Annotated in this window: 22 protein-coding genes and 2 pseudogenes; 12 read left to right on the top strand and 12 right to left on the bottom strand. The window is 69.2% G+C overall.

The features are described 5' to 3' along the window. The first annotated feature begins 18 nt into the window (after window positions 1–18). From AB0D74_RS42900 to AB0D74_RS42875, 6 genes are all read left to right on the top strand, one after another. The gene (locus AB0D74_RS42900) at window positions 19–1,014 is read left to right on the top strand and encodes an ABC transporter permease (RefSeq protein WP_362599584.1); all 996 of its coding nucleotides are present in this window, start codon (window positions 19–21) and stop codon (window positions 1,012–1,014) included. Between the two features lie 79 nt (window positions 1,015–1,093). Continuing rightward, a complete protein-coding gene (locus tag AB0D74_RS42895) occupies window positions 1,094–1,741 on the top strand; it encodes an isochorismatase family cysteine hydrolase (RefSeq protein ID WP_362599582.1) in 648 nt (215 codons plus the stop codon). A 28-nt stretch (window positions 1,742–1,769) separates the two neighbouring features. Further along, window positions 1,770–2,789 (top strand): hypothetical protein, encoded by a 1,020-nt coding sequence (locus AB0D74_RS42890; RefSeq protein ID WP_362599580.1) that lies wholly within the window; start codon window positions 1,770–1,772, stop codon window positions 2,787–2,789. A gap of 32 nt (window positions 2,790–2,821) precedes the next feature. After that, on the top strand, window positions 2,822–3,838 hold the full coding sequence (locus tag AB0D74_RS42885) for a hypothetical protein (protein WP_362599579.1): 1,017 nt from the start codon (window positions 2,822–2,824) through the stop codon (window positions 3,836–3,838). Further along, on the top strand, window positions 3,835–4,338 hold the full coding sequence (locus AB0D74_RS42880) for a RidA family protein (RefSeq protein ID WP_362599577.1): 504 nt from the start codon (window positions 3,835–3,837) through the stop codon (window positions 4,336–4,338). Before AB0D74_RS42885 ends, AB0D74_RS42880 begins: the two co-directional genes overlap by 4 nt. Before the next feature lie 400 nt (window positions 4,339–4,738). Further along, the gene (locus AB0D74_RS42875; RefSeq protein ID WP_362599575.1) at window positions 4,739–5,431 is read left to right on the top strand and encodes a GntR family transcriptional regulator; all 693 of its coding nucleotides are present in this window, start codon (window positions 4,739–4,741) and stop codon (window positions 5,429–5,431) included. A gap of 766 nt (window positions 5,432–6,197) precedes the next feature. Here AB0D74_RS42875 and AB0D74_RS42870 read toward each other — a convergent pair. Beyond that, on the bottom strand, window positions 6,198–6,650 hold the full coding sequence (locus tag AB0D74_RS42870; RefSeq protein WP_362599573.1) for a MarR family winged helix-turn-helix transcriptional regulator: 453 nt from the start codon (window positions 6,648–6,650) through the stop codon (window positions 6,198–6,200). 180 nt (window positions 6,651–6,830) lie between these two features. Between AB0D74_RS42870 and AB0D74_RS42865 the strand changes: the two genes are divergently transcribed. After that, on the top strand, window positions 6,831–7,835 hold the full coding sequence (locus AB0D74_RS42865; protein ID WP_362599571.1) for an ABC transporter permease: 1,005 nt from the start codon (window positions 6,831–6,833) through the stop codon (window positions 7,833–7,835). A gap of 171 nt (window positions 7,836–8,006) precedes the next feature. Here AB0D74_RS42865 and AB0D74_RS42860 read toward each other — a convergent pair whose 3' ends face one another. After that, window positions 8,007–8,228: a LysR substrate-binding domain-containing protein gene (locus AB0D74_RS42860; protein WP_362599569.1), complete on the bottom strand. Its 222-nt coding sequence runs from the start codon at window positions 8,226–8,228 to the stop codon at window positions 8,007–8,009. An 86-nt stretch (window positions 8,229–8,314) separates the two neighbouring features. Here AB0D74_RS42860 and AB0D74_RS42855 point away from each other — a divergent pair. Further along, window positions 8,315–8,753: pseudogene (locus AB0D74_RS42855) on the top strand (zinc-binding dehydrogenase); the annotation flags it as partial. Between the two features lie 254 nt (window positions 8,754–9,007). Here the strand turns inward: AB0D74_RS42855 and AB0D74_RS42850 are convergent. Genes AB0D74_RS42850 through AB0D74_RS42825 form a run of 6 tightly spaced genes read right to left on the bottom strand, consistent with a single transcriptional unit; the run spans window position 9,008 to window position 15,952 of the window. Further along, window positions 9,008–10,189, bottom strand: a complete 1,182-nt coding sequence (locus tag AB0D74_RS42850; protein WP_362599567.1) for a serine hydrolase — start codon at window positions 10,187–10,189, stop codon at window positions 9,008–9,010. Continuing rightward, window positions 10,162–11,322 (bottom strand): ABC transporter ATP-binding protein, encoded by a 1,161-nt coding sequence (locus tag AB0D74_RS42845; RefSeq protein ID WP_362599565.1) that lies wholly within the window; start codon window positions 11,320–11,322, stop codon window positions 10,162–10,164. Before AB0D74_RS42845 ends, AB0D74_RS42850 begins: the two co-directional genes overlap by 28 nt. Next, the gene (locus tag AB0D74_RS42840) at window positions 11,319–12,428 is read right to left on the bottom strand and encodes an ABC transporter ATP-binding protein (protein WP_362599563.1); all 1,110 of its coding nucleotides are present in this window, start codon (window positions 12,426–12,428) and stop codon (window positions 11,319–11,321) included. The genes AB0D74_RS42845 and AB0D74_RS42840 overlap by 4 nt, the downstream gene beginning before the upstream one ends. A 26-nt stretch (window positions 12,429–12,454) precedes the next feature. Continuing rightward, entirely contained in the window at window positions 12,455–13,372 is a 918-nt protein-coding gene (locus tag AB0D74_RS42835) for an ABC transporter permease (protein ID WP_362599561.1), read from the bottom strand. Further along, window positions 13,369–14,385: an ABC transporter permease gene (locus tag AB0D74_RS42830; protein ID WP_362599559.1), complete on the bottom strand. Its 1,017-nt coding sequence runs from the start codon at window positions 14,383–14,385 to the stop codon at window positions 13,369–13,371. The genes AB0D74_RS42835 and AB0D74_RS42830 overlap by 4 nt, the downstream gene beginning before the upstream one ends. 13 nt (window positions 14,386–14,398) lie before the next feature. After that, window positions 14,399–15,952: an ABC transporter substrate-binding protein gene (locus tag AB0D74_RS42825; RefSeq protein WP_362599557.1), complete on the bottom strand. Its 1,554-nt coding sequence runs from the start codon at window positions 15,950–15,952 to the stop codon at window positions 14,399–14,401. Between the two features lie 210 nt (window positions 15,953–16,162). Between AB0D74_RS42825 and AB0D74_RS42820 the strand changes: the two genes are divergently transcribed. Then, window positions 16,163–17,077 (top strand): LysR family transcriptional regulator, encoded by a 915-nt coding sequence (locus tag AB0D74_RS42820; protein WP_362599555.1) that lies wholly within the window; start codon window positions 16,163–16,165, stop codon window positions 17,075–17,077. Between the two features lie 57 nt (window positions 17,078–17,134). Beyond that, window positions 17,135–18,943: a hypothetical protein gene (locus AB0D74_RS42815; RefSeq protein WP_362599553.1), complete on the top strand. Its 1,809-nt coding sequence runs from the start codon at window positions 17,135–17,137 to the stop codon at window positions 18,941–18,943. Window positions 18,944–19,255: 312 nt separating this feature from the next. On the opposite strand, the gene AB0D74_RS42810 is transcribed toward AB0D74_RS42815, so the two are convergent. Beyond that, window positions 19,256–19,588 carry a hypothetical protein gene (locus AB0D74_RS42810; protein ID WP_362599705.1) on the bottom strand — a complete coding sequence of 111 codons (333 nt, stop codon included), beginning with the start codon at window positions 19,586–19,588 and terminating at the stop codon, window positions 19,256–19,258. Window positions 19,589–19,711: 123 nt separating this feature from the next. On the opposite strand from AB0D74_RS42810, the pseudogene AB0D74_RS42805 reads away from it, so the two are divergent. Continuing rightward, window positions 19,712–20,027 (top strand): annotated as a pseudogene (locus AB0D74_RS42805) (zinc-binding dehydrogenase); the annotation flags it as partial. Between the two features lie 231 nt (window positions 20,028–20,258). Here the strand turns inward: AB0D74_RS42805 and AB0D74_RS42800 are convergent. After that, on the bottom strand, window positions 20,259–20,591 hold the full coding sequence (locus AB0D74_RS42800; protein WP_362599551.1) for a hypothetical protein: 333 nt from the start codon (window positions 20,589–20,591) through the stop codon (window positions 20,259–20,261). Window positions 20,592–20,658: 67 nt separating this feature from the next. Then, window positions 20,659–21,126, bottom strand: coding sequence for a DUF3151 family protein (locus AB0D74_RS42795; RefSeq protein WP_362599549.1), 468 nt, complete (start codon window positions 21,124–21,126; stop codon window positions 20,659–20,661). Between the two features lie 877 nt (window positions 21,127–22,003). On the opposite strand from AB0D74_RS42795, the gene AB0D74_RS42790 reads away from it, so the two are divergent. Continuing rightward, window positions 22,004–22,363, top strand: a complete 360-nt coding sequence (locus tag AB0D74_RS42790) for a nuclear transport factor 2 family protein (protein ID WP_362599547.1) — start codon at window positions 22,004–22,006, stop codon at window positions 22,361–22,363. 300 nt (window positions 22,364–22,663) lie between these two features. Here the strand turns inward: AB0D74_RS42790 and AB0D74_RS42785 are convergent. Continuing rightward, on the bottom strand, window positions 22,664–22,942 hold a 279-nt coding region (locus AB0D74_RS42785; RefSeq protein WP_362599545.1), incomplete at its 5' end, for an SDR family oxidoreductase.

Genomic DNA, 22,942 nt, shown 5'->3' with positions numbered 1-22,942 from the left:
CCGGAAAGGACCCAACCCGTGACCTTCGCGCTGCGCCGCACCGCGGCGATGCTCGGCGTACTGCTCGCCCTGACCGTGGCCCTGTTCACCCTTCAGCAGGTATCCGGCACGGACCCCGCCAAGGCCTATGTCGGCGCCAACGCCTCCCAGGCCGCGCTCGACGCGGCCCGTGCCCGCCTCGGGCTCGACCAGCCCCTCGTGCCCCGCTATCTGCACTATCTGTCCGGCCTGCTCCACGGTGACCTGCAGAACTCGCTGCGCACCCGCACGCCCGTCGCTGCCGACCTCGCCGCCGTGCTGCCCGCCAGTCTCGAACTCGCCGGCTGCGTCCTGTTCCTGGCCGTGCTGCTCGGCGCCGTCTTCGCCTACGTCTCGGCGATCGGCGCGCGTGGCGCCGGGATCCTGCGTGCCGTGCTGTTCTCGGGCGCCGCCGCCCCCACCTTCCTGCTCGGCATGGTCGCCGTCCTCGTCTTCTACGGCCGGCTGGGCTGGCTGCCGGCTGGCGGACGCACCTCCTACCGGGACGCGCCGACCGGTCCGACCGGATTCCTGCTCGTCGACAGCCTCCTGGCCGGACGCCCCGAGGTGTTCGGCGACGCAGTCATCCACCTCGCGCTGCCGGCCCTGTGCGCCGCGATCTCGCCCGCCGTCGCCATCGGCCGCGTCCTGGTCGACGGGCTCACCGCCAACCTGGCGGCCGACCACGCCCGCACCGCCCGCGCGGCCGGTCTCACCGAACGCGCGGTCCTGCTGCGGCACGCCGTCCGCAACTCCCTGGGACCCACCCTGTCCATGGTCGGCATCCAGGCCGGCGCCCTGCTCGCCGGACTCGTCGTGGTCGAGAAGATCTTCGACTGGCCCGGAGTCGGCTCCTACCTGGACGCCTCCGTCGCCGCCGCCGACCTGCCGGGCATCACCGGGGTCGCGCTGCTCCTCGGCGTGGTCTACGTCGTCCTCAACACCGTCGTCGACGTCCTCCAGGTTCTCGCCGACCGCCGCCTGGCACTCACCTGAGGTCCGTCACACCCCCTCACGAAACCGATGAGGGCACCACGCCGTCAACGGCCGTGCCCGTACGAGAGGAACCACCCGCATGAACACAGTCGGCAACACCGTCCTGATCGTCGTCGACATCCAGGGCGGCGACGTCGAACCGTCCGCCGCCCGCACTGAGATCCCCCACATGGACGGACGCGCCGAGCGCATGCCCAGGGTGCACGAACTGATCCGCCGCACCCGTGAACAGGGCATCCCGGTCGTCTGGATCCAGGAGGTCCACAAGCCCAACCTCGTCGACATCGGACGCGAACTCGACGGTTCCGAAGGACCGCACTGCATCGAGGGCTGGCCGGAGACGGAACTGTCCCAGGGCCTGCAGCCGCGCCCCGACGAGTTCCTGATCCGCAAGCGCCGCTACTCCGCGTTCTTCGGCACCGAACTCGAGATCGTGCTCAAGGCCTACCAGGCCGAGACCCTCATCCTCATCGGCGGACTCACCGACGTCTGCGTCCACTACACCGCCGTCGACGCCCACCAGCACGACTACCGGGTACGGGTGGTCACCGACTGCGTCGGCGGATCCAGCAGGCAAGCCCACGACGCGGCACTGCGCGCCATCCACTACCTCCAGCGGGACGCCCTCGTCGAACAGCACGAGGTACTGCGCTGGCTGGACACCGCAGTGCCCAACCCCGAGGTCGAGCGGGCCGACCGCACCCACCTCGCGGGCCGCACCGCATGAGCGGGCGCCGCCGCACCGGGAGGACACCGTGATCGAGACCGTCCTGGGTCCCATCGACGCCTCGGTCCTCGGCCCGACCTCCATGCACGAGCACCTTCTGTCCGATGCTCGCGTCCTGCACCGGCCGCCGCGCGAACCACTGCCCGACGACACCCGGGTCAGCATCGAGAATCTGGGCTTCCTGCACTGGAACTTGCTGGCCCTGGAGGACAACCTCGTCCTCGACGACCCCGAGGCCACAGCCGCGGAACTCGCGCCCGCATGTGCGCTGGGCCAGTCCTGCACGGTGGACCTCACCACCTTCGGACTCGGTCCCCGCCACCGCGAACTCCCTGCGCTTTCCCGGGCATCCGGCCTGCACATCGTGACGGGCTACGGCGCCTACCTGGCCCGCTCCCATCCCGCGTGGCTGCGCGCCTTGGACGAGCAGGGGCTGGAGAAACTGTTCCACGAGGCACTGACCGACCACATACCCGGCGTCGACTACCGAGCCGGCCTCCTCGGCCTCCTCGGCACCAGCGCACCCCTCGATCCCGCCGAACGCCGCGTCCTGCGGGCCGCGGCCCGCGCCGCGGCCCGCTGCGGGGCCGCGGTCGCCGTCCGGCTCGATCCGGGCGCACGCCTCGGCCTCGACGTACTGGAGCTGCTGACGGCAGCTGGACTGCCGCCCGAACGCATCGTCTTCTCCAACGTCGACGAGTACATCGACATGCCCTACCTGCGTGAACTCGCGGCCGCCGGAACCACGACGGAGTGGTGCTTCGGCAACGAGGCCTACTACCGCGACGGCTACAAGGACCCCACGGACGCCGAACGCCTCGATGCCGCGCAGGAGTTCCTTGCCGAAGGCTTCGCCGACCGTATGGTCCTCGGCTGCTCGGTGTGGACCAAGACCCAGCTGCGCCGCTGGGGCGGGATGGGCTACGACCACCTCCTGCGCCGGATCGTCCCGGCTCTCCGCGACCGCTGCGTCCCACAGCACCTGCTGGACACCCTGCTGGTGGACGGCCCCCGCCGCCTCCTGGACCGGCCCCCCACGACCGACTGAACCGGCCGCACCCCCCTTCCCCGAGGACACGCATGCCTATTCACACGGTGCTGGGCCCGGTCGACGTCGGCACACTCGGCCCGACCTCCATGCACGAGCACCTCCTGAGCGACCTCAGACTGTGGGCGCGGCCCGCGCCGCCGGGCGAGGCCCCCCTGACCGGTCCCATCCGCCCGCACGACATGGCCCAGCTGCGCTGGAACGCCCTGTCCGTGCCCGACAACCTCGTCCTGCACGACCCCGAGGTCGCGACGGCCGAGCTGACCGCGCTGCGCGCCGCGGGCGGAGCCGCCGTCGTCGAGCTGACCCTGGACGGCATGGGCCGCCGCCTGGCGCAGCTGCCCGAGATGTCCCGTCGCACGGGCGTCACCATCTGTGTCGGCACCGGCTGGTACGTCGAGGCCACCCACCCGCAGGAAATCCGGACCGCCTCCATCGACACCCTCACCGAACGGCTGCTCGCCGATCTGGACGGCGGCATCGACGACACCGGCATCAGGCCGGCGCTGATCGGAGAACTGGGCACCAGCCATCCACCCACCGCGGCGGAACTGCGTGTGATGGCGGCCGCAGGACAGGCGGCCGCCATCAGCGGGTGCACCGTCAACGTGCACGTCTCGTTCCGCGGCCAGGACGCCCTGCCCCTGGTCGAACTGCTGCTGGCGCAGGGCATGCAGGCCGATCGCATCGTGCTTAGCCACATGGACGAGGTCCTCGACCGCTCCTACCACCGAGACGCCGCCCAGACCGGAGCCGTCCTGGAGTATGACACCTTCGGCACCGACTTCTTCTACGGCAGCCCCGACCAACGCTCGCCCGCCGACCACGAACGCCTCGACATGGCCCAGTGGCTGCTGTCGGAAGGACACACCGACCAGCTCGTGATCGGCTGCGACGTGTGGATGCAGTCCCACCTTCTGCACAACGGGGGCTTCGGCTACGAGCACCTCTTCCGCCGCATTGCACCTGCTCTGGAACGCCAGGTCGGTTCCGAGGCCGTCCACCGCATCCTCGTCACCACCCCGCGACGCCTGCTGGACCGCCCGTGAGCACCGCCGAGAGCGCCGAGACGCGCGCCGCCTGTCTCGGCCTTGAGATTCCCGACTACCGTGACCCCCCGTACGGGGGCCGCTACGGCACCGTCAAGGCCTTCCACCGCAGCGGACGCCTGCTCTTCCTCAGCGGGTACACCCCGGAAGACCGGGCCGGCACCATCCTCCACCCCGGCCGGCTGGGCGACGACCTCACGCTCGGACAGGGCCGGGAGGCCGCCCGCGCCGCCGCGATCAACGCTCTGGGAGGCATCCGGCTCGCCCTGGGCTCCCTCGACAGGGTCACATCCATGGTCCGCGCCCTCTGTTTCGTCGTGTGCACCGCCGACTTCGAGGAAGTCCACCAGGTCGCCTCCGGCGCCACCGACCTCCTCACCGAGGTCTTCGGTCCTCGTGCAGGCGTGGCAGGCCGCGCCGCGATCGGAGTGATGCAACTGGCCCGTCGCAACTGTTTCGAACTGTGGCTCACAGCAGAGACCGACGCCACGGATCGATGAGGTGCCCGAAGATCCGGCACCGTGACACCGACGACCTGGAAGGTGTCGCGCCGTTCAGGACTGCCAAGCCGATCAAGGCACCGCAGATCAAGCTCGGATGTCGACCAGGCGCCGGCACCTACGGGTGCGGCGGATACGGGCTCAAGTCCTCCTCATCGCGTACGGCGGACTCGGTCGCCTGCCCGGTCGATCAGAAAAAGGGGACGTACACGGTGACGATGCTGGATCCGGGGGCTGTCAGACCTGCGCAGAGCGACGTGTTGTACCGCTTCACCGGGCGCACCGGGCAGCGGCAGTCCCGGGTCCCGCCAGGGATCCGGCAGATGAGTGGGCGCAATGCCTGGACGGCACGGCATGGAAAAGATAATCGATTATCTGTGGAATCGTCTATGCTGAGAGCATGACTGGCGCGCCTCGCAACCCGGCTCCCTGCGGGAAGCAGATGCTTTCCGAGCAGGTCTACGCACATCTGTGGAGCGCGATCATGCGCGGGGGCTACGCCCCTGGTGACGCCCTCAAACCGCAGGACCTCGCCAGGGAACAGGGCGTGAGCCTGGCCGTCACGCGCGAGGCGCTTGTGAGACTGGTCGGCGAGGGGCTCGCCGACCGACTGCCCAACCGCGGATTCGCGGTCCCGTCCTTCTCGGACCACCGCTGGCAGGAGATCGCGGAGGCCCGCCGGACCATCGAACCGGTTGTACTGCGCATGTCGATTGAGCGCGGCGACATCGACTGGGAGGCCCGCGTGCGGGCCGCTCATCACCGCCTGGTTCGCGCCCCGGCGTACGTCCTGGAGGAGGGTGAGCACTACAGCAGCGCCTGGTCCGAGGCCCACAGGGCCTTCCACCGCACCCTGCTGGAGGGGTGCGGCAACCTCGCCCTGCTGGAGACCTTCGACCGGTTGTTCACCGCGAGCGAGTTGGCCCGCCGTTGGTCGGCGCACCGCAACCCCGACCGGGATGCAGCAAAGGAACACCGCAGGCTGGAGGAGGCGGCGCTGGCCCGCGACGCCGACACCGCAGCCGCGGTCATGGTTCAGCACCTCGCTTTAACCGCGGCTGCTCTCACCGACGATTCGGGTCAGGCCACCTAGCCGCGGACTGTCTCCAGTTGTGATCAGGATCGGGTTCATTGCCGGTCTGATGGGACTGCGGTGTGACGCATGCGCAACTCGCCGACACTGAATGGGAGTTCATCGCACTGTTCAGGCCGGCCGACAGATTCGGCCCGTACCCAGAGTGGCTGCGTGAGCGGTTCGAGGGGGTGATCCGGTGGTACCGCGCCGGAGACGAGCGGAGGGAGATGGTCCTGTTGGAAGAAGCGATTGCTGAGGCCGCCAGCAAAGGACGAGATCGACATGTCCCTGGTCGGTGTGGACTCCACCACCACGCGGACTCGTCAAGACGCGGCTGACATGTGGGTCGGCGAACAGGCCCTGGCGGCGTTGGATGGAGGCTGCCTCGCAAAAAAAGGGGAGCGTCCGAGGAACAAGGCGGGCGTGGCGGCGAAGCGATCCGCGCCGAACGCCGGCGCATCCACCCGCGACGGTGCGCCAGGCTGAAGGCATTCCTGCTCGGCTGGTCCCGAGGCGGGCTGACCGGCAAGATCCACCTGGCTGCCGGGCGGGTTGCCGACAGCCCCCAAGTTCATTCCCGTCCTGAACAAGGTCCGGGTCCGCCTGGCCGCCGGTTATCCCCGCATCCGGCCAGTCGCGATGGCTGGCGACAGGGGCGGAAGCCCGAGAGCCACCTGGCCGGACTCCGTCTCCGCGCGGCGGCCGTCTGGGTCGGCAGGCTCCTGAAGCCCCCTGATCACGACCGGAGGCAGGCCCCGGAGGGCAGGTCGCACCCGGTATGTCCTTATGGCGTGCTGTCGGCGTCCGTGACCGAGGGGTTGAGCGACGTCAGCAGCCTCAGCAGCAGTGCGTGCGCCTGTTCCTGTTCCTCTGGTGTCAGTGCCTGAAGAGCCTCGGCGTGGGTGGCATCCACCGCTTTTCTGGCCTCATCGGCGAGCCGTAGACCGGCTTCCGTGGCGTGGAGCCGCTGGGTGCGTCTGTCGCCGGGGGTGATCCGCCGTTCCAGGAGTCCTCGCTCCACCAGCCCATTGACCGCGGTCCCCATGGACTGGGGGGTGATCGCCGCTCTGCGCGCCGCAGTCGCGCTGGAGACGCCCGGATCGAGGATGGCCTGTGCCAGGGCACTGTTCTGGGCGAGGGTCAGTTGGAAAGGGCGCAGGGTGCGCTCGATCCGGGACGCCATGATCTGGCCGATCTGCCAGGCCACATAGCCGGTGCGCCGGTCGGCACGGGTCACGTGACGGACCTTTCTTGTAAGGCAACTGATTATGATGTATTGATATTATCAGCCAACTTACATTTGAGGAATCTGCTCCCGATGTCCCAGCAAGTCGCCCACCGCCACCCCCGCAGGCACGCCTTGGATGTGGCGCATCCACCGCCCCGCCCCGGGAACACGCGTGCCGTCGTGCTCCCCGTGGCGGTCGTGCTGCTGATCGGCACCGTGTTCGTCAGCGTGTATCTCGCCGCCTTCCATGCACCGCGCCCGCATAAACTGCACGTGGGCACGACCGAGATCGGTACTCGCCAGGAGCACCTGCAGCAGGACCTTGCGCGTGTCGTCCCGGGCGGCTTCACGCTGGAGACCTACCCCGATGAAGACGCGGCCCGGCAGGCCGTCCAGGACAGGTCTGTGTACGCGGCCTATTTGGGCAAGGGGAAACTGCTCTACGGCAGCGCCAACGGAGCTGCCGTCACCGCGACAGTGACCACCGCCTTCGGCTCTGCGGCTCACGCGGAGCACCGCGATCTGTCCGTCGAAGACGTGGCCCCGGCGGCGGCGGGGGACACGCGGGGTCTCTCCGTCTTCTACGCAGCCTTCGGCCTGGTGCTGGCCGGGTATCTCTTCGGTATGACGACGTACCAGCTTGCACCCCGGCTCCAGTACCGCTGGCGGATGGCCAGTCTGGCTATGTTCGGACTCGTCGGCGGTGTCCTGGTCGGTGTTATCGCCGGGAGTACAGGTTTCGGTGCACTGCCCGGCCCCTTCTTTCAGCTCGCCCTCGTCATCGCACTGATGGGCGCCGCCGTCGGCGGTACGACCATGGTGCTGCTGCGCCTGTTCGGCTCCGCGGGCGTCAGCATCGCCTCGATACTCCTGCTGATCCTTGGCAACAGCAGCAGCGGCGGGATCATGCCGGCGGCCTACCTTCCGGGCTGGCTGCGCCCGCTGTCGGAGATCCTGCCTGTCGGGGTGGGGGTTCGCGCCATGCAGGGTCTGTCCCGGTTCCAGGACGACGGTCTGTCCCGTGCCTTGGTCATCCTTCCCGCATGGGTGCTCGGCGCGGCCCTGGTGCTCTATCTCAAGGACGTGTTCCGCCGCGAACCCCCGACCGCCGCGGGAGCGGCCGGCCCGCCGCAGCACACGCCAGGCTGGGCATCGGAAGGAGCGGTTGCGGGACATGGCCAGGCGCGCGGATGATATCGACCGATACCGCGCAGGTCCGCTAAGAAGTTGCGCGGACAGGGGCGTTTCACAGTAGTCGGCTTGGGCTGTTATCCCGGCCGTGGGTGCTCCAGGTGCGGCGAATGAGGTTACGCACGGTACGCCTTCAAGTGGCTCTTGCGCTTGGAGAGGTGCTCGCTCGGCAGGTCAACGTGTTCTCGTCGTCCGGTCGTGGCGACGACCTGTCACGGACTCGGATGCTGCGATGAAGGCTTGCACGAGGGGACGGTTGTCTCCTCGGCGGGTGGCCATGAAGATCCGGCTTGCTGTGGGGCGCCCGTCGAACTTGAGGCGTCGGGCGCCTGCGGGGAGCGGCGTCGTGACGCTGTAGGGGGCGATGGTGACGCCGAGGCCGGCGGCGACGAACATGATGATGGTGTGCCAGTTTGAGAACTCGCGGAGGCGTGGCGGCGGACGAGCCCGTCCGCCTGGAGCCGTCGGAGCGCCTGGGGGAGAAAGCGCTCGGCACACACGTGATCGCGACCGACGGCGGGAGCAAACGGGAGTTCGTCGAGGGGGTCGGCGCCGACGAGGTGATCGACTACACGGCGGTCGACTTCACCGGGGCGGTCCGCGACATCGACGTCGTGCTCGACACGATCGGCGGCGACACCGTCGAGCGGTCTCTCGGAGTGCTCCGCCCGGGCGGTCACCTGGTGACGGCGGTCGCCGAGGAGGATACGGCGCTCGCCGTCACGTACGAGGCGGCCGGCATGCGCTTCAGCGGCATTGCGGTCGACCCCGATCCGGTCGCCCTGCGAGGACTCGTCGAACTCGTCGAACAGAGCAGGCTCCGGGTCCACGTAGGAGACGTTCCCGTTCGAGCACGCCGTCGACGCACATTGGCTGCTCGACGGCGGTCACCTCCAGGGCAAGCTCGTCCTCACCGCTTGAAGGCTATGAGGGAGGCTCCCACGACATCCGCTCCAGAGCGCGGGAGTCGTGACGACGCGGGCTGCAGCCAACCGCCCCAGGCGCGCCTCCCGAAACGGTGCGCGGGACGAGACGCAAACGCAGGAAGCGATTGTGGGCGGTCGGCCTGAGGACTGTGCGACGGCCGCGGGAGGGTTGGCCCGGCCCCGCCCGCGGGCGACGCCCGCGGCACTGCCGGGGTGGTGGCGCCGGGCAGCGGCCGGCGCCACCACCCTTCAGAGGGATTCGGCGATCCTGCGGAAGACGCGGGCGTGGCGGTGCGACCAGTCGGCGCTGGTGGCGACCGGGAGGCAGGAGAACTTCACGATCACCACCTGCCTGGCCGGGTCGACCCACAGGTACTGGCCGTGGATGCCCGTCGCGTACAGGCTGCCGTGGTCGTCGCCGGTCACCCACCAGTGGTTGTGGTACGAACCGCGCGGGTGCACCTCGCTGAAGACCGTGCCAGCGACTGCGGCCGGGTCGCCGCCCTGGACGATGGCGTCGATCCAGTCCTCGGGGACCACCTGCCGGCCGCCCGCCACTCCGTGGTCCAGCAGGAGCAGGCCGATCCGGGACAGGTCCCGGGCGGTGGTCGACATACCGCCGTTGGCGAAGGCGAAGCCCGCTCGGTCGATCGTGATCTGGGCGTCCCGCTCCATGGCCAGGTGCCGCCACAGTCGCTCGTGGAGCAGGTCCGGGTAGCGGCCCGCGGTGACCCGCTCGGTGACCCAGGCCAGTACGTCGGTCGCTGCCGAGCAGTACTGGAAGCGCCTGCCGTGGGGGCCCGAGGACCGCAGGGACGCCAGGAAGTCGAAGACGGTGCCGGGGTCCTCGGGCAGCCGTGTCCGCCAACCCGCGATCCGGTCCTGCAGACGTACGTGGGAGGACTGGTCGTGGTAGTCCTCGCTGTAGTCGACGTTCGCCGACATGTCCAGGATCTGCTGGATCGTCGCGGTCCCGAACGCCGAGTCGCCCAGTTCCGGCACGTACGTCCGGGCGGGCTCGGAGAGCTCCAGCGCGCCCTCGGCGACGAGCTGGCCGATCAGCAGCGAGCACACCGACTTGGACACGGACATCAACAGGTGCCTGCGGTGCTGGTCCATCACCCCGTCGTAGGTCTCGTAACGGATGCCGTCGCGGTCGCACACGAGGAATGCGTCGGTCGCGGACGCCGACAGGAAGGTTTCCAGCGGAACCTCACGGCCGTCGAGCGGAACGTGCAGCCTGGTCAATTCGGAGCCTGCGGCGGAAGGGGACGGCTCGGGTGGGTCGGCGGCGCGGATCACGGCCGCGGGGACGATCTGCTCCGCATGGGCGAAGCCCCAGCGACTCAGCGGGGCGTCCTGCCAGTTTTCCAGCGTGATCGGCCAGGGGCGTCCGCCGCCCTTCACGATGCTGTCCTTCGCAGGGGGCACGCGTTGTTTCCCTTCATACCGGGGCGGGTGGTGGTGACGGCCGTGGCCAGGTGACAGGCGGCTTCGACGCCCTCGGGTCCGGCAGGCCGCGGCAGGGGGACGTCGGTGGCGCAGGCGCCGTCCGCCACCTTGCTGCCCTCCAGCGGGCACCGGGGCCGGTAGGCGCAGCCTGCTCCCGGTCCGGGAGCAGGCCCGGAGGGTTCCGGCGGGCCAGCCAGGAGGCGGTCGCGTCCCTGACCGGGCACCGAGTCCAGCAGCGCGCGGGTGTACGGGTGAGCGGGGGAGGCCAGCAGCGGGCCGGCCGGACCCGTCTCGACCAGCCGCCCCCGGTACATCACGCCCAGTGTGTCGCTCATGTGTCTGACCACGTCCAGGTCATGGGAGATCAGGAGGAAGGCGAACCCGAGGGAGGCCTTGAGGTCGAGCAGCAGATTGAGGATCTGGGCCTGGACGGACACGTCGAGGGCCGAGGTGGGTTCGTCGAGGACCAGCAGTCGCGGGCTCGTGGCCAGGGCACGGGCGATACCGACCCGCTGGCACTGTCCCCCGGACAACTCGTGCGGCAGCCGTGCGCCGTGTGCGGCCGTCAGCCCGACCTGGTCGAGCAGGTCCGCCGTACGCCGGGCGGTCTCGGCGCGGCCGAGGCCCTGAAGCCGCAGCGGCTCGCCCACGCTGGCCGCCGCCGTGCGGCGGGGATTGAGAGCGGCGACCGGGTTCTGGAACACCATCGCCGCGTCCCGCCGGACCGTGCGCAGTGCGGCTCCGCGTGCCGTGGCGACGTCCGTCCCGCCGACCAGGCAGGTGCCGCTCGACGAGTGCAGCAGGCCGAGCGCGGCGCGCGCGAGGGTGCTCTTGCCGGAGCCCGACTCGCCGACCAGGCCGAAGGCGGACCCCGCCGTCACGGTCAGGCTGACCCCCCGCACGGCGTGCACCACCTCACCGTGGCGTCCGGAGCGGGCGGGGAAACTCACCTCCAGGTCGCGTACCTCCAGTGCCGCCCTGCCGGGGGCCGGGTCCGCCGGAGTGCCCGCGTGGTCGCCCGCCGGGTTGTTCACCACACAGCCTCGGCCAGGAACGGCGGTCTGCGGCAGTGCGGGGGGCCGCCTTCTCGGGGCACCGGCCAGGTTCCTCATGACGCCGCCTCCTCAGGGGCCCGCAGGCACGCGGCCTGCCGCCCGGGCGCAAGCGCCCTGGGCCGGGGATCGGTGATCCGGCAGATGTCCATCACCTCTGGGCAGCGGTCGGCGAAGGCGCAGCCGCGCACCTGCGCGGCGTCGGGCGGGACCGTGCCCGCGATGGCGGTCAGCGGCTGCCCGGGGGCTCCCCGGCCGGGCAGGGCGCCGAGCAGGCCGCGGGTGTAGGGGTGGCCGGGATGGCTGAGGACGTCCTGGGCTGGCCCGTGCTCCACGACCCGGCCCGCGTACATCACGGCGGTGCTGTCGCACACGTCGCCGACCACACCGAGGTTGTGAGTAATGAGCAAGGCGGTGAAGCCACTCTCCTGTCGCAGGTCGAGCAGCAGGCGCAGGATGTGCCGGGCGACGGTGGCGTCGAGCGCGGTGGTGGGTTCGTCGAGGACGAGCAGCCTGGGCCCGGCGACTAGCGCCATCGCGATCATCGCGCGTTGCAGCATGCCGCCGGACAACTCGTGCGGGTACGCCCGCGCCACCCGGCGTGGATCGGGCAGGCCGACCCTGCCGAGGCGGTCGAGGACCAGCGCATCGGCCTCGCGGCGGCTGATGCCCAGGTGCCGCCGGGCGACACGGCGCACCTGGTCGCCGATGCTGAAGACAGGGTTGAAGGCGGTCGCGGGGTTCTGGAAGACCAGGGACACGGCACCACCGCGCAGCGCTGCCCGCTCGGCGGGCGGCAGACAGGTCAGTTCCGCGCCGCCGAGCCGGATGCTGCCGCCGAGTCGGGCGTGCGGCGGGAGCAGACCGAGGACCGCCATCCCGGCCAGCGTCTTGCCGCACCCCGTCTCGCCGACCACGCCCAGGATCTCCCCTTGGGACACCCGCAGATCGACCCCCCGCACCGGCTGTGCCGGGGGCAGCTCAGGGCGGCTGGGGCGTGGGAAGGACACGGTGAGGCCGGTGACCTCCAGCAGCGGTCCCGGGCCCGGTCGGTCGGCGGGAGCGATGTGGTCCGCGGCCGACCGGGGGTACTTCTGAGGGCCGTTGACTGAAAGGGGGGTGTCCTGGAACCCGGCCGCCGAAACGGGGTGTTCCTGTGGGCTCATGGCTGAGGCGGAACTCTCCTGAGGTGTCATGGCCGCGCCTTCCGCGGGTCGAGGAGGTCGCGCAGCGCGTCCCCCAGCAGGTTGAACCCGAGGACGGTCACGAAGATGGCGAGACCGGGAAAGGTGGAGATCCACCACGCGTCGAACAGCGAGGCGCGGCCCTCCTCCACCATCAGGCCCCAGTCGGGCGACGGCTGCTGGGCGCCGAGGCCGAGGAAGGCCAGCGAGCCCTCCGCGAGGATCACCGAGCCGAGGTCGACCGTGACCTGGACGAGGATCGGGCCGACACAGTTGCGCACGACGTGGCGGGCGAGGATGACCGGCAGCGGAACGCCCATGGACCGGGCCGCTTCGACGAACGGCCGCTCGCGCAGGGAGCGAGCCTCGGCGCGTACCAGCCTCGCGTACCACGGCCACCAGCAGACCGCGAGCGCCAGGCCCGCGTCGAGCCGGCCGGGGCCGAGGAGGGCGACCGCGACCATGGCCAGCAGCAGCGGCGGGAAGGACTGGAAGAACTCCGTCACCCGGGAGATCACGGTGTCTGTCCACCCACCGAGGTAGCCGGCCGACGCGCCGAGCGGCACGCCCACCGCCACGGCCATTCCGACGACGGCCACCGACAGCAGCAGCGCGGGCCCCGCGCCCAGCATCACCCGCGACAGCACGTCGCGGCCGAGTTCGTCGGTGCCGAACAGGTGGGCCGTGCCGGGTGCGATGTTCCGCGCGGCGACGTCGGCGGCGCCCCGGCCCTGCGCCGGGTAGGGGGCGAGCCAGGTACCGGAGACCGTGACCACGGCCAGCGCGGCGACTAGCACCACACCGGCCGCGCCGAACCGGTCGGCCCGGGCCAGCCTCAGCCAACGCCGCCACAGCGACCGCGTCCTCGATTCCGGGGCCCCCTCCGGTACGGCCGCCGTCGTGTCCCTGATCACCGGGGCCGTCATGACAGCCTCACCCGTGGGTCGACGCGTGCCTGCAGGACGTCCACCACCGCGTTGGTGAACAGGTAGCCCGCGGCGCCCAGCAGGGTGATGGCCATGATCGACGGGTAGTCGACGGCGAGCATGGTCTGCGTGGCGAACTGGCCGATGCCCGGCCAGTTGAAGACCGTCTCCACGAAGAACGTGCCCGTCAGCGAGTACGCCACGGCCATGCCGAGCACGGTCAGAGTGGGGGAGAGCGCGCCCCGCAGCGCGAGCGTCCACACGATCGCCCTCTCCCGCAGCCCATAGGCTCTCGCCGCGGTGATGTGGTCCTGTGCCAGTACTTCGACCATCGACGCGCGCGTCATGCGGGCCACGAGGCCCACCTGGTAGGCGGCGAGCGTCACCGTGGGCAGCACCAGATGGTTCAACCCGTCGGAAAAGGCGGTCCAGTTGCCGGTCAGGAGACTGTCCAGGAGCGGAAAGCCGGTGACGGACCTGATCGGGTCGACGAACCGCAGGGTGCTGCTGAAGGCGCCGGTCGCCGGCAGCAGGCCGAGCCGGTCCACGAACGCCACCTGGAGCAGCAGTCCCAGCCAGAAGGCGGGCATGGACACGCCTGCGATGGACACCAGCCGGACGAGCGAGTCGACGCGCCCGCCCTCGCGGCGCGCGGCCACGACACCGAGCCCGATGCCGAGCGCAGCGGACAGCAGGGTGGACGCGGCGATCAGCTCCAGTGTCGCGGGCAGCCGGTCCGCGATCTCGCTGAGCACCGGGCGTTTCGTGGCCAGCGAGTAGCCCCAGTCACCGTGGACCAGTCGTACGAGGTAGTGGACGTACTGCTCAGGCAGTGGCTGGTCCAGCCTGAGCTGTGCCCGTATCCGGGCCGCTTGTGCCGCGGTGGCTTTGGGACCTATGTAGGCCAGGGCCGGGTCGCTGGGCAGGACACGGGCGAGCAGGAACGTGGCCATGGTCAGGATCAACAGCACCGTGGCAAAGGACGCCGCGAGCCGCGCGAGGTGTCGCATCATCGAAGCCCCCCCGTCAGCCCGTCGGCTTCAGCGCGGCGAAGAACACGGTGAAGGGATAGTTCTCGTTGAACCCGAAGCCGCTGAGAGCCTTGGGGACGACGTAGACCGCTCGCGAGTCGTACAGCGACAGGCCGGGCGCCTCGGAGTAGAGGATGCGCTCCGCCTGCACGTACAGCGAACGGGCCTTCGCCGGGTCGTCGGCGGTGTAGGTGCCGGCCTTGTCGACGAGGCCGTCGTAGGTGGCGTTCTTCCAGTAGCTGAGGTTGAAGTACGGTTTGGCGCTGCTGTGGTAGAGCGAGTACAGGTTGTCCGAGCCCGCGTCGCTGTAGGTCGGCCAGTAGTAGAGGACGAACATGTCCTGTGCCCCGGCCGGGTTGGACTTGGCGTTCTGCCACTGCTGGTTGAACAGCTGAGAGGTGACCTTCACGGTCACTCCGAGCTTTGCGTAGGCGTCCTTGAGCAGCGGCACGAACCGGGCCTCGGCCTCGTTCTCCGAGGCGTACGTCAGGTGGAGGGTGAAGCCGCCCTTCGGGTAACCGGCCTTGGCCAGCAGCTCCTTGGCCTTGGCCAGGTCCTGGTGGTACTGCGGCACGGAGGCGTCGTAGGGGAAGATGTCCTTGGGCACCGGGCCGTGCGACTGCGTGCCGTAGCCCTGGGCGCCGACGGTGATGATGTCCTTGTAGGGAGTGGCGTACGACAGGGCCTGGCGGACCAGGGGGTTGTTCAGGGGCTTGCGCCTGGTGTTGAAGAAGGCGACGTAGTTGAACGGCGAAGGGTAGTCCTTGACCGTGTACTTGGCGTTCTTGCGGAACGAATTGACGTTCTGCAGGGGGACGGACGTGGAGAGGTCGACCTCACCGGCCGTAAGCATCTGCTGGGCCGTCACGGTGTCGGCCGTGATCTGCACGTCGACCGTCTTGTAGGTGGCGGCGCGCGCGGTGTTCCAGTAGGACGCCGCGCGCGTCAGGACCATCTCCTTGCCGGCGCGGTAGGACGCCATCCGGTAGGGGCCGGTGCCGCCGTCGACGCCCTTGGTGTTGTAGTAGGTCTTGTCCTTGGCCGCCGCGTTGAGGGCTTTCGGGGAGACGATCCAGGCGCCGTAGGTGGACGAGGCGATGAGGTCCATCGCGGCGGCGTACTTCAGGTGCATCACGACGGTGTGGTCGTCGGGAGTGGTGATGCTCGCGAGCGGCGCCCAGATGAAGGAGGCACCGCCGCTCTTGCGCGCCGCGAGGACGCTCTGTTCGACCGCGGCGGCGTTGACCCGGGTCCCGTCGTGGAACCTGACACCGCGCCGGATGGTGAAGGTCCAGGTCCTGGCGTCAGTCGACTTCTTCCAGGAGGTGGCGATGGCGGGCGTGTACGCGGTCGACGAGCCGGCAGCGTTCTTCCACAGCAGCGGCTCGTAGATGTTGCCCAGGTACATCGCCTCGGTGGAGAAAGAGGCCACCGGGTCGAGGGTGGTCACGTCAGCGGTCGAGGCGACGGTCAGGACGGCGTCGCCGCCGGACGTGGCGGGTCCGGTGCAACCGCTCGCGGCCAGGGCGCCGACGGTGAGAGCGGCCACGGCGGCCCACCGGCGCGAACAGCGCGCGGGCAGACGTCTGTGATGCACGAAGCACCTCCGGATGGGATGTCGAGAAGAGGGCAAGAAGCGGTGACGTGTGGGGGTACGCGAACCGACCGGGCTGCGGGGCGCCGTTGCCTGACAGTGTTGACCTGCGGGATATGACCCGCAAATACTTGTCTTCCGTACTTCCCATGCCTTGGAGGCATAGTGGAACTGCGTGTCCTTGAGTACTTCCTGTCGATCGTGGATCTCGGTTCGGTCACGGCTGCGGCGCACGAGGTGCACGTGACACAGCCGTCGCTGTCCCGTCAGATCCGGCAGCTCGAAAGGGAGTTGAGTCTGACGCTGTTCCGGCGCGGGGAGGGGCCGCTGCGACTGACGCCCGCGGGCCGCGCGTTCCTGCCGGTCGCCCGTGACGTGATCGCCCGCGCCCGGCTCGCCAGGGACACGGCACGTTCGATGGCCTCCGGCGCGGGCGTGCCGCTGACCGTGATCGCGCCGCCCACGACCGTCACCGACGTCGTGGCGCCGTTCGTCGTGGCCAGCGGTCCCGAGGGACAGATCACCGACGTGATCGAGGCCTCCCCGCACGGCGTCTACGGCGCCCTGTCGGTCGGCCAGGCCGACTTCGCCATCGGTACCCGGCCCCCGCCCTCCGACCTGAGCTACGTCGTGCTCGGCCAGGCCTGTGTGTGGGTCCAGGTCGCCCCCGGCCACCCCTGGGCGGACCGTGACCATGTCACCCTGGACGACCTCAGCACGGACCGGATCATCGTCATGGACGAACTGCACGGTGTGCGGCGGGTCCTGGATGAGGCGGTCGCCAAGGCCGGGCTGGGCTACAAGGCCTCGTACGTGGCCAGGGCGCCGGCCGTCGCGCAGGCGCTGGCGGCGGCGGGCAAGGGCGTGTGCGTCGTCTCCGACGACCCGCGCTTCGCCCTGCGGTCACTGCCGATCCGGCTTGCCGACGGGCCTTTGCACGTCACCCTTTTCGGAGCCTGGGACCCCACACACTACGCCTGCGCCCAGATCCGTTCCTGCCTCGACGGGCTCGCCGTCTTCTGCCGTGACCTGTTCGCCTCGCCTCCCGGCGCCAAGAGCGGCCATACGCGGGTGACATGACGTACGGCACCAACAGGCATTCGACAAACTCCCGTCGCCGGGGTCACCTTCAGCGGCATGAGACCCAGCCCGAGACTCCGCGTGGCCCTGTCCTGCCTGCTTCTGCTGGCCGGGCTGACCGCCACGGCGACCACGGCCTCCGCCGACACTCTCACCGCCGTCGCCGACGACCCCCTGACCGGCAGCGGCGCGGTCAGCCGCACCCTGCTGACCCGTACGGACCTCACCACCGGCACCTCCACCGCTCCGGTCAGCGACTCCGCCTTCGCGCTCCCCACCGGCGCGGCGGCGCCGTCGCACTCCTTCCAGGGAACTCTGACGCTCAGCGGGACGTCCACGGGCGGCGGGTTCAGTGAGCTCGTGGACACCTACAACCGGACCTCGACCGCCGACTCGGTGTGGAAACACCTGCCGTCGGTCTCCGTCACCTTCGTGCAAAACGGCAGCCACCTCATCCCGACCGTGCGGGGCCTGCAGTACACCGGCTCGACCGTCTGGAACCTGGAAGTGGGCGCCGGCCGGGCCTGGGACGAGACCTCCGACAACGGCATGACCCGCGCGTCCTTCCCGTTCGCGCTCGTCGAACGCAACGCCAACTGCGTGCACAACGGGGAGATGACCTTCCTGTTCGACGCCGGCGGCATCAGCAAAGTGCGCTACCAGATCACCCAGGAGACCTGCGACTACCAGAAGTTCAACATGTGGGGCCAGCTGACGGGCACCTACACCCCGCAGACCGTCAGCAACGCCACCACCATCGAGAACGACTACGCCACCGAGGTGGCGGGACGCCTCCCCACCAAGTCCATCAACGCCCTGGCCACCGACTATCCCAGCTCGGGCGTCGACACGAGCAAGTTCGGCTCCGGCGTCACCGCCTCCAGCATGACCGCCTACGGCGTCTACATCAACGGAGTGAACTACACCTCCGGCTGTACGACCCGCTACGGCAGTTACGCGTTCTGCTCCGACATGCTGCTGCCCTCATACTCCACGGCCAAGAGCGCCTTCACCAGCATCGCCGCCATGCGGCTTGAGCAGCTTTACGGTGCGAGCGTCGCCAGCGAACTGATCAAGAACTGGGTGCCCGAGACGTCCTCGTCCTCGGGTGATTGGTCCAGCGTCACCCTCAACAACGCGCTGGACATGGCGACCGGCAACTACTCCTCATCCGGCTTCGAGACGGACGAGGACGGCACCACCATGTCCAACTTCTTCACCGCCGAGTCGTACAGCTCGAAGGTGTCCACGGCGCTGTCCTACCCCCACAAGTCCACCCCGGGCAGCCAGTGGGTCTACCACACGTCCGACTACTTCCTTGCCGCCCGCGCGGAGAACAACTACCTGCAGTCGAAGGCCGGAAGCAGCGCGGACATCTTCAACCTGGTGCGCGACGACGTCTTCAAACCCCTCGGCGTCGGCCCCGACTCGCTGACCATCGAGCGCACCGACAACTCCGCGACCGGTGTGCCCCTCGGCGGCTACGGACTCTTCTGGACGCAGGACTCCATCGCCAAGGTGGCGAAGCTGCTGAACAACGACGGCGGCGCGGTCAACGGCACCCAGGTGCTCAACTCCACCGCTCTGGCGGCCACGATGCAGAAGACCTCCTCGGACCGGGGCGTCACCACCACCGGGACCACCGCCTTCAAGTACAACAACGGCCTGTGGGCGCTCCAGTTCACCCCGTCGTCCTACCCGCAGTACTCCTGCTCCTTCTACGTGCCGTTCATGTCCGGCTACGGCGGCATCACCGTGGCCATGGCTCCCAACGGAGCCACCTACTACTACGTCAGCGACAACGACGAGTTCTCCTGGGCCGACGCGGTCAACGAGACCAACAAGATCAAACCGATGTGCTCATGATCTGACGTCCCGTCAAAAGTTGCTGTCAGGCCGGCCGCTCCTCCCGGAGCCCCACAAGGGCGCTGGGAAGACCGCATCACGCACCTGCCTCCCCGGGTTCGATAGCGAGGAAGGTGGGTGCCTGATGCGGCAGTAGCTGCGCGGATGGGGACGTAACTGAACTGCTCCGGGCGGTAGTTGAGTTTGGTGTGAAGAAAAAACCATCCCGTCGAGGGCCCTGACGGCCTTGTCTGCGCTGCCCGCCTGCCGCTGTCGAGCGCCACCCTGAGCTGGTTCGCCGGCCTGATATGCGGCCATCTGAAGAAGATCAGGTCACGGTGGCGCGCCCTGCCCGCAGGGAAGATCGCCACCATCGTGCTCGCGGTACTGCGGTGGGACCAGCGGCCGGGCGACCTGGCCGCTGGCAACGGGATACACCGCACCGCCGTGACCCGGCGGGTCAGGGAAGTCGTCGGCCTGCTGGCCGCTCGCGCCCCGCGCATGGACCGCGCCCTCAAAAAGATCACCCACAAGGGTGGCGGGCTCGTATTGCTGGACGGCACGCTGATCCGCACCCGGCGTCGCACCAGCAAAGAGAATCGGAAGAACTACTCCGGCAAGAGCAAATGCCATGGCCTGCTCGTCATCGCGCTCACCGAGGACCACGGCCGACCGTTCTGGGTCTCGGCGGCCCGGCCCGGACGGAACCTCGGAGATCACCGTCTGCCGACACGACCAGCTCACCGCCAAGCTGCGGGCGGCCCGCCCTGGCGCCATCGCCGACCTGGGCTCCGCGACATCGGCGTCGTGCTGGAGAGGATCGAGGGGGACACCATCGGGCGGTCGCTCTGGATGCTCCGCCCAGGCGGTCATCTGGTGACGGCGGTCGCCGAGGAGGACGCGGAGCTCGCTGCCAGGTACGAGGCGGTCGGCATGCGCTTCAGTGGCATCTCGGTCGCCAGGATCCGGTCGCCTTGCGTGACCTCGTCGAACAGGGCAGTTCTGGGCCTACGTGGAGTAGGCGTTCCCGTTCGATCGCATCACCGACGCCCACCGGCTGCTCGATGGCGGTCACCTCAAGGACAAACTCATCGTCACCGCCTGAAGGCTGTGAGGGAGTCTTCCGTAACATCCGCACCGGAGCGCGGGAGGCCGTCACGACGAGGGCTGCAGTCAACCGCCCCAGGCGCACCTACCGAAACGGGGGCGTGGACAGGACACATACGCAGCCCAAGCCCAGCGGCGCCTGCCGTGCGGGGCCCGGGACGTCAGGCCCGGGCCGTTGATGAGACGTCACGGTTGAGGTGAGTGCTTCAACGGGCTACCGGCCCGTACCTCATCCACCCCCGGCCTGGAAGGGAAACCCGGGGACGGGGCGGGCGAACAAGGTGTGGACGGTCGCCTTCGGCTGCTGCGCGTACAGCGCGAGAATCTGGGTGAAGTCGCCGATGTCGGCGACGCGTGTGTCGAGCTTCGCGCTGTTGACACCGAACTCCACGACGTACCGGCGCAGGGCGTCCAGACGGCTCTGGTCACGGGACGGAACGACGACAGTGGCGCCGGCACTCAGACCGGCCCGGACGATGCCTTCACCGATGTTTCCAGTGCCGCCGGCGACGATCACAACACTGGGGCTGGCGGGAGGCCGGTGGGGTGCCGAGGTGGACACGGTGTCTCCTAACGGAGGGATGGGGATTTCCTGCAGGAGGAAGAAGGCAGCGCGGCGCGCACCAGGTTCAGCGGGGGGAGTCCGCTGCCAGAAGCTGTGTGCGATGCCGCAACTGATCGGCCTCCTGCTTGCGGCCCAGGGCTTTCGCCGCGAGTCCCAGGCCGCAGGACGCCTGGATCACCGGCCGGTTTGCAGGGTGGTCCCAGCTGAGCCGGTCCCCCGGCTGGTAGCCCATTGCATCCAGCACCCGATCGGCGGCGAGCAGGGCGGCGGCGAAGTAGGCGTAAGCCGTCACCATGTCGCCGCGTTCGGCCGCGTAGCGGCCAAGCCGCTCCCACGGCCGTACGACAGCGTCCTGGTGCTGCAGGAACAGGGCTTCCACAGCCCGGCGAGCCGTGTCCTCGGAGACTGGTTCCGGGCGTTGGCCAGGCATGGGATCCGGACCTGCCAGGGCTGCGATGCCAGGCGGCTCCTCGGCCCTCAAGCGCCGTCCGGTGTCCAGGTTGACTGGATAGTTGGCCAGGTTGCCGATCATGTGATCCCTCCGGGCATCGCACCGAATCTGTCTCACGGCGGACCGCGTAACGAGCCCAATGTGTCCGTGGGCTGTGCCGACGGACAGGAGCTGTTCTCGTCGCACGCGCGCAGGGGGAGACGTGTGGAGGCCGGGCGGACGCGCCGCCGCGAGGTGTCTCGGGCCGGCGCGCGCGAACGGCCGGGCTACTCGCACGTATGCGCATACGGTCGCCGTTGGTGAGGCCCCGTCGCTCTCGCCACCTCGCCGGGGAAAAGTACATACACAGTTCTTATCAGATGGCTTCTGTCTCGACTAAAGCGCGCATCTCTTTCGATCCGAGGAATATAAGTGTGTACACTAATGCCTGTGTGTGATCATCGCAGAAGGGCGCAGGGCGATGGCGGGCGGAGCCCGAAGGCGTGGAGCAGTCGTGCTCGAAGCGGGTCGTGCTCTCACCTCGGACGACGGCACGAAGCCCGTTCTCAAGGCGGTCGGCGGCTGAGAGGGCCGCGTGATCATGGCTCAACACTGCTTCCCCTCTGCGGTCGGCATCGGCAGCGCTGAGGCTGACCGTTCGACGGAGGCCTGGTACGGGAGACCGTCCATGCCGGACGGCTCGTACGCGAAGTCGTCACCCTGTGCCCGAGTCATAGAGCACATGTCACGTACCTACGTCACGGCCGCAGCCGCGATGGGTAGCGAGTCCGCCCCGGCGAGCCGGAACTGGCATTCATGCCTCCGGGACTGCGGCGGGCAGTGCTGATCCGGAAGGCGCGGAGGAAGGGCTCGCCGAGCACACGGAGGCGGATTACCTGGACGCTGCGCGTGCGTCAGTCAGGGCGATGCGTGAGCGTGCAGCAGGCACCCTTAGTAGCGTGAAATGAGACGAAACGGCATGTCCCGTGAGTTCACCAAGACCGTCATCGCACTGATCGATGCACGCGATGCCGCAGGCTTCAGCCGACTGTTCGCAGAACAGGGGCGCCTGCAGTTCCCCAACGGCGATCCGCTGATAGGCCCCGCGGTCATCGAGGCCAGACTGAAGGGGTTCTTTGCCGCCGTCAAAGGACTGCAACACACGGTGCTCAACGAGTGGACCGAGGGCTCGGACACCATTGCCGAGCTGTCCGTCGATTACCACGGGATATACGGCCGCACAATCACCATCCGTGCTGTGAGCATCTGGCGCATCGATGGGGCCGGGCTCATCGACTCCTACCGTCTCTACTGCGACCTTGCGCCCGTCTTCCTCTGACCGCCCGGACCAGAGCGCTGGCTCGGCCTCACCGGGGATGCCCGACGGACCGGCGAACCGGAGCCCCCACGGTGATCGCGAAGCCCGGCAGACAGCTGGATCTAGCCGGCAAAGACGAGTACGGCCTCCGCTGATCACCGGAATTCCCGGAAGCTGGCCTAGCCTTCGGGCCGGGCGGGGGTACCTCCCGCTTGCGGGAGAGAATCCGCCTTCCGCCCGGGAGTCTGCAGGAGCTTGGGCGTTCACCCGTTCGTGCAGGTCTGCCAGCTACTTGCCGGGCGGCAGGCATCCGGAGGGGGGTTAGAAGTAGCCGCCGTCGGCTTCGATGGTGCGGCCGGTGATGTAGGAGGCGTCGTCGGAGACGAGGAAGGCGGTGACGGCGGCGATCTCTTCGGGGCGGGCGAGGCGGCCGAGGGCGCCGTGCATCTTCTCCCATTCCGGGAGGGAGGCGTTGAGGAGGGGGTGCTTGTAGCTGATGGCGTGGGTGTCGGCCATGTCGGTGGCGGTGCCGCCGGGGGCGATGGCGTTGATGGTGATGCCGCGGGGGCCGAGTTCGGCGGCGAGGTTGAGGACCATGCT

This window comes from Streptomyces sp. NPDC048278, assembly GCF_040652195.1.
Taxonomy (GTDB): domain Bacteria; phylum Actinomycetota; class Actinomycetes; order Streptomycetales; family Streptomycetaceae; genus Streptomyces.
Note: the sequence above shows the minus strand (reverse complement) of the source record. Positions and strands in the feature narration are given on the sequence as shown.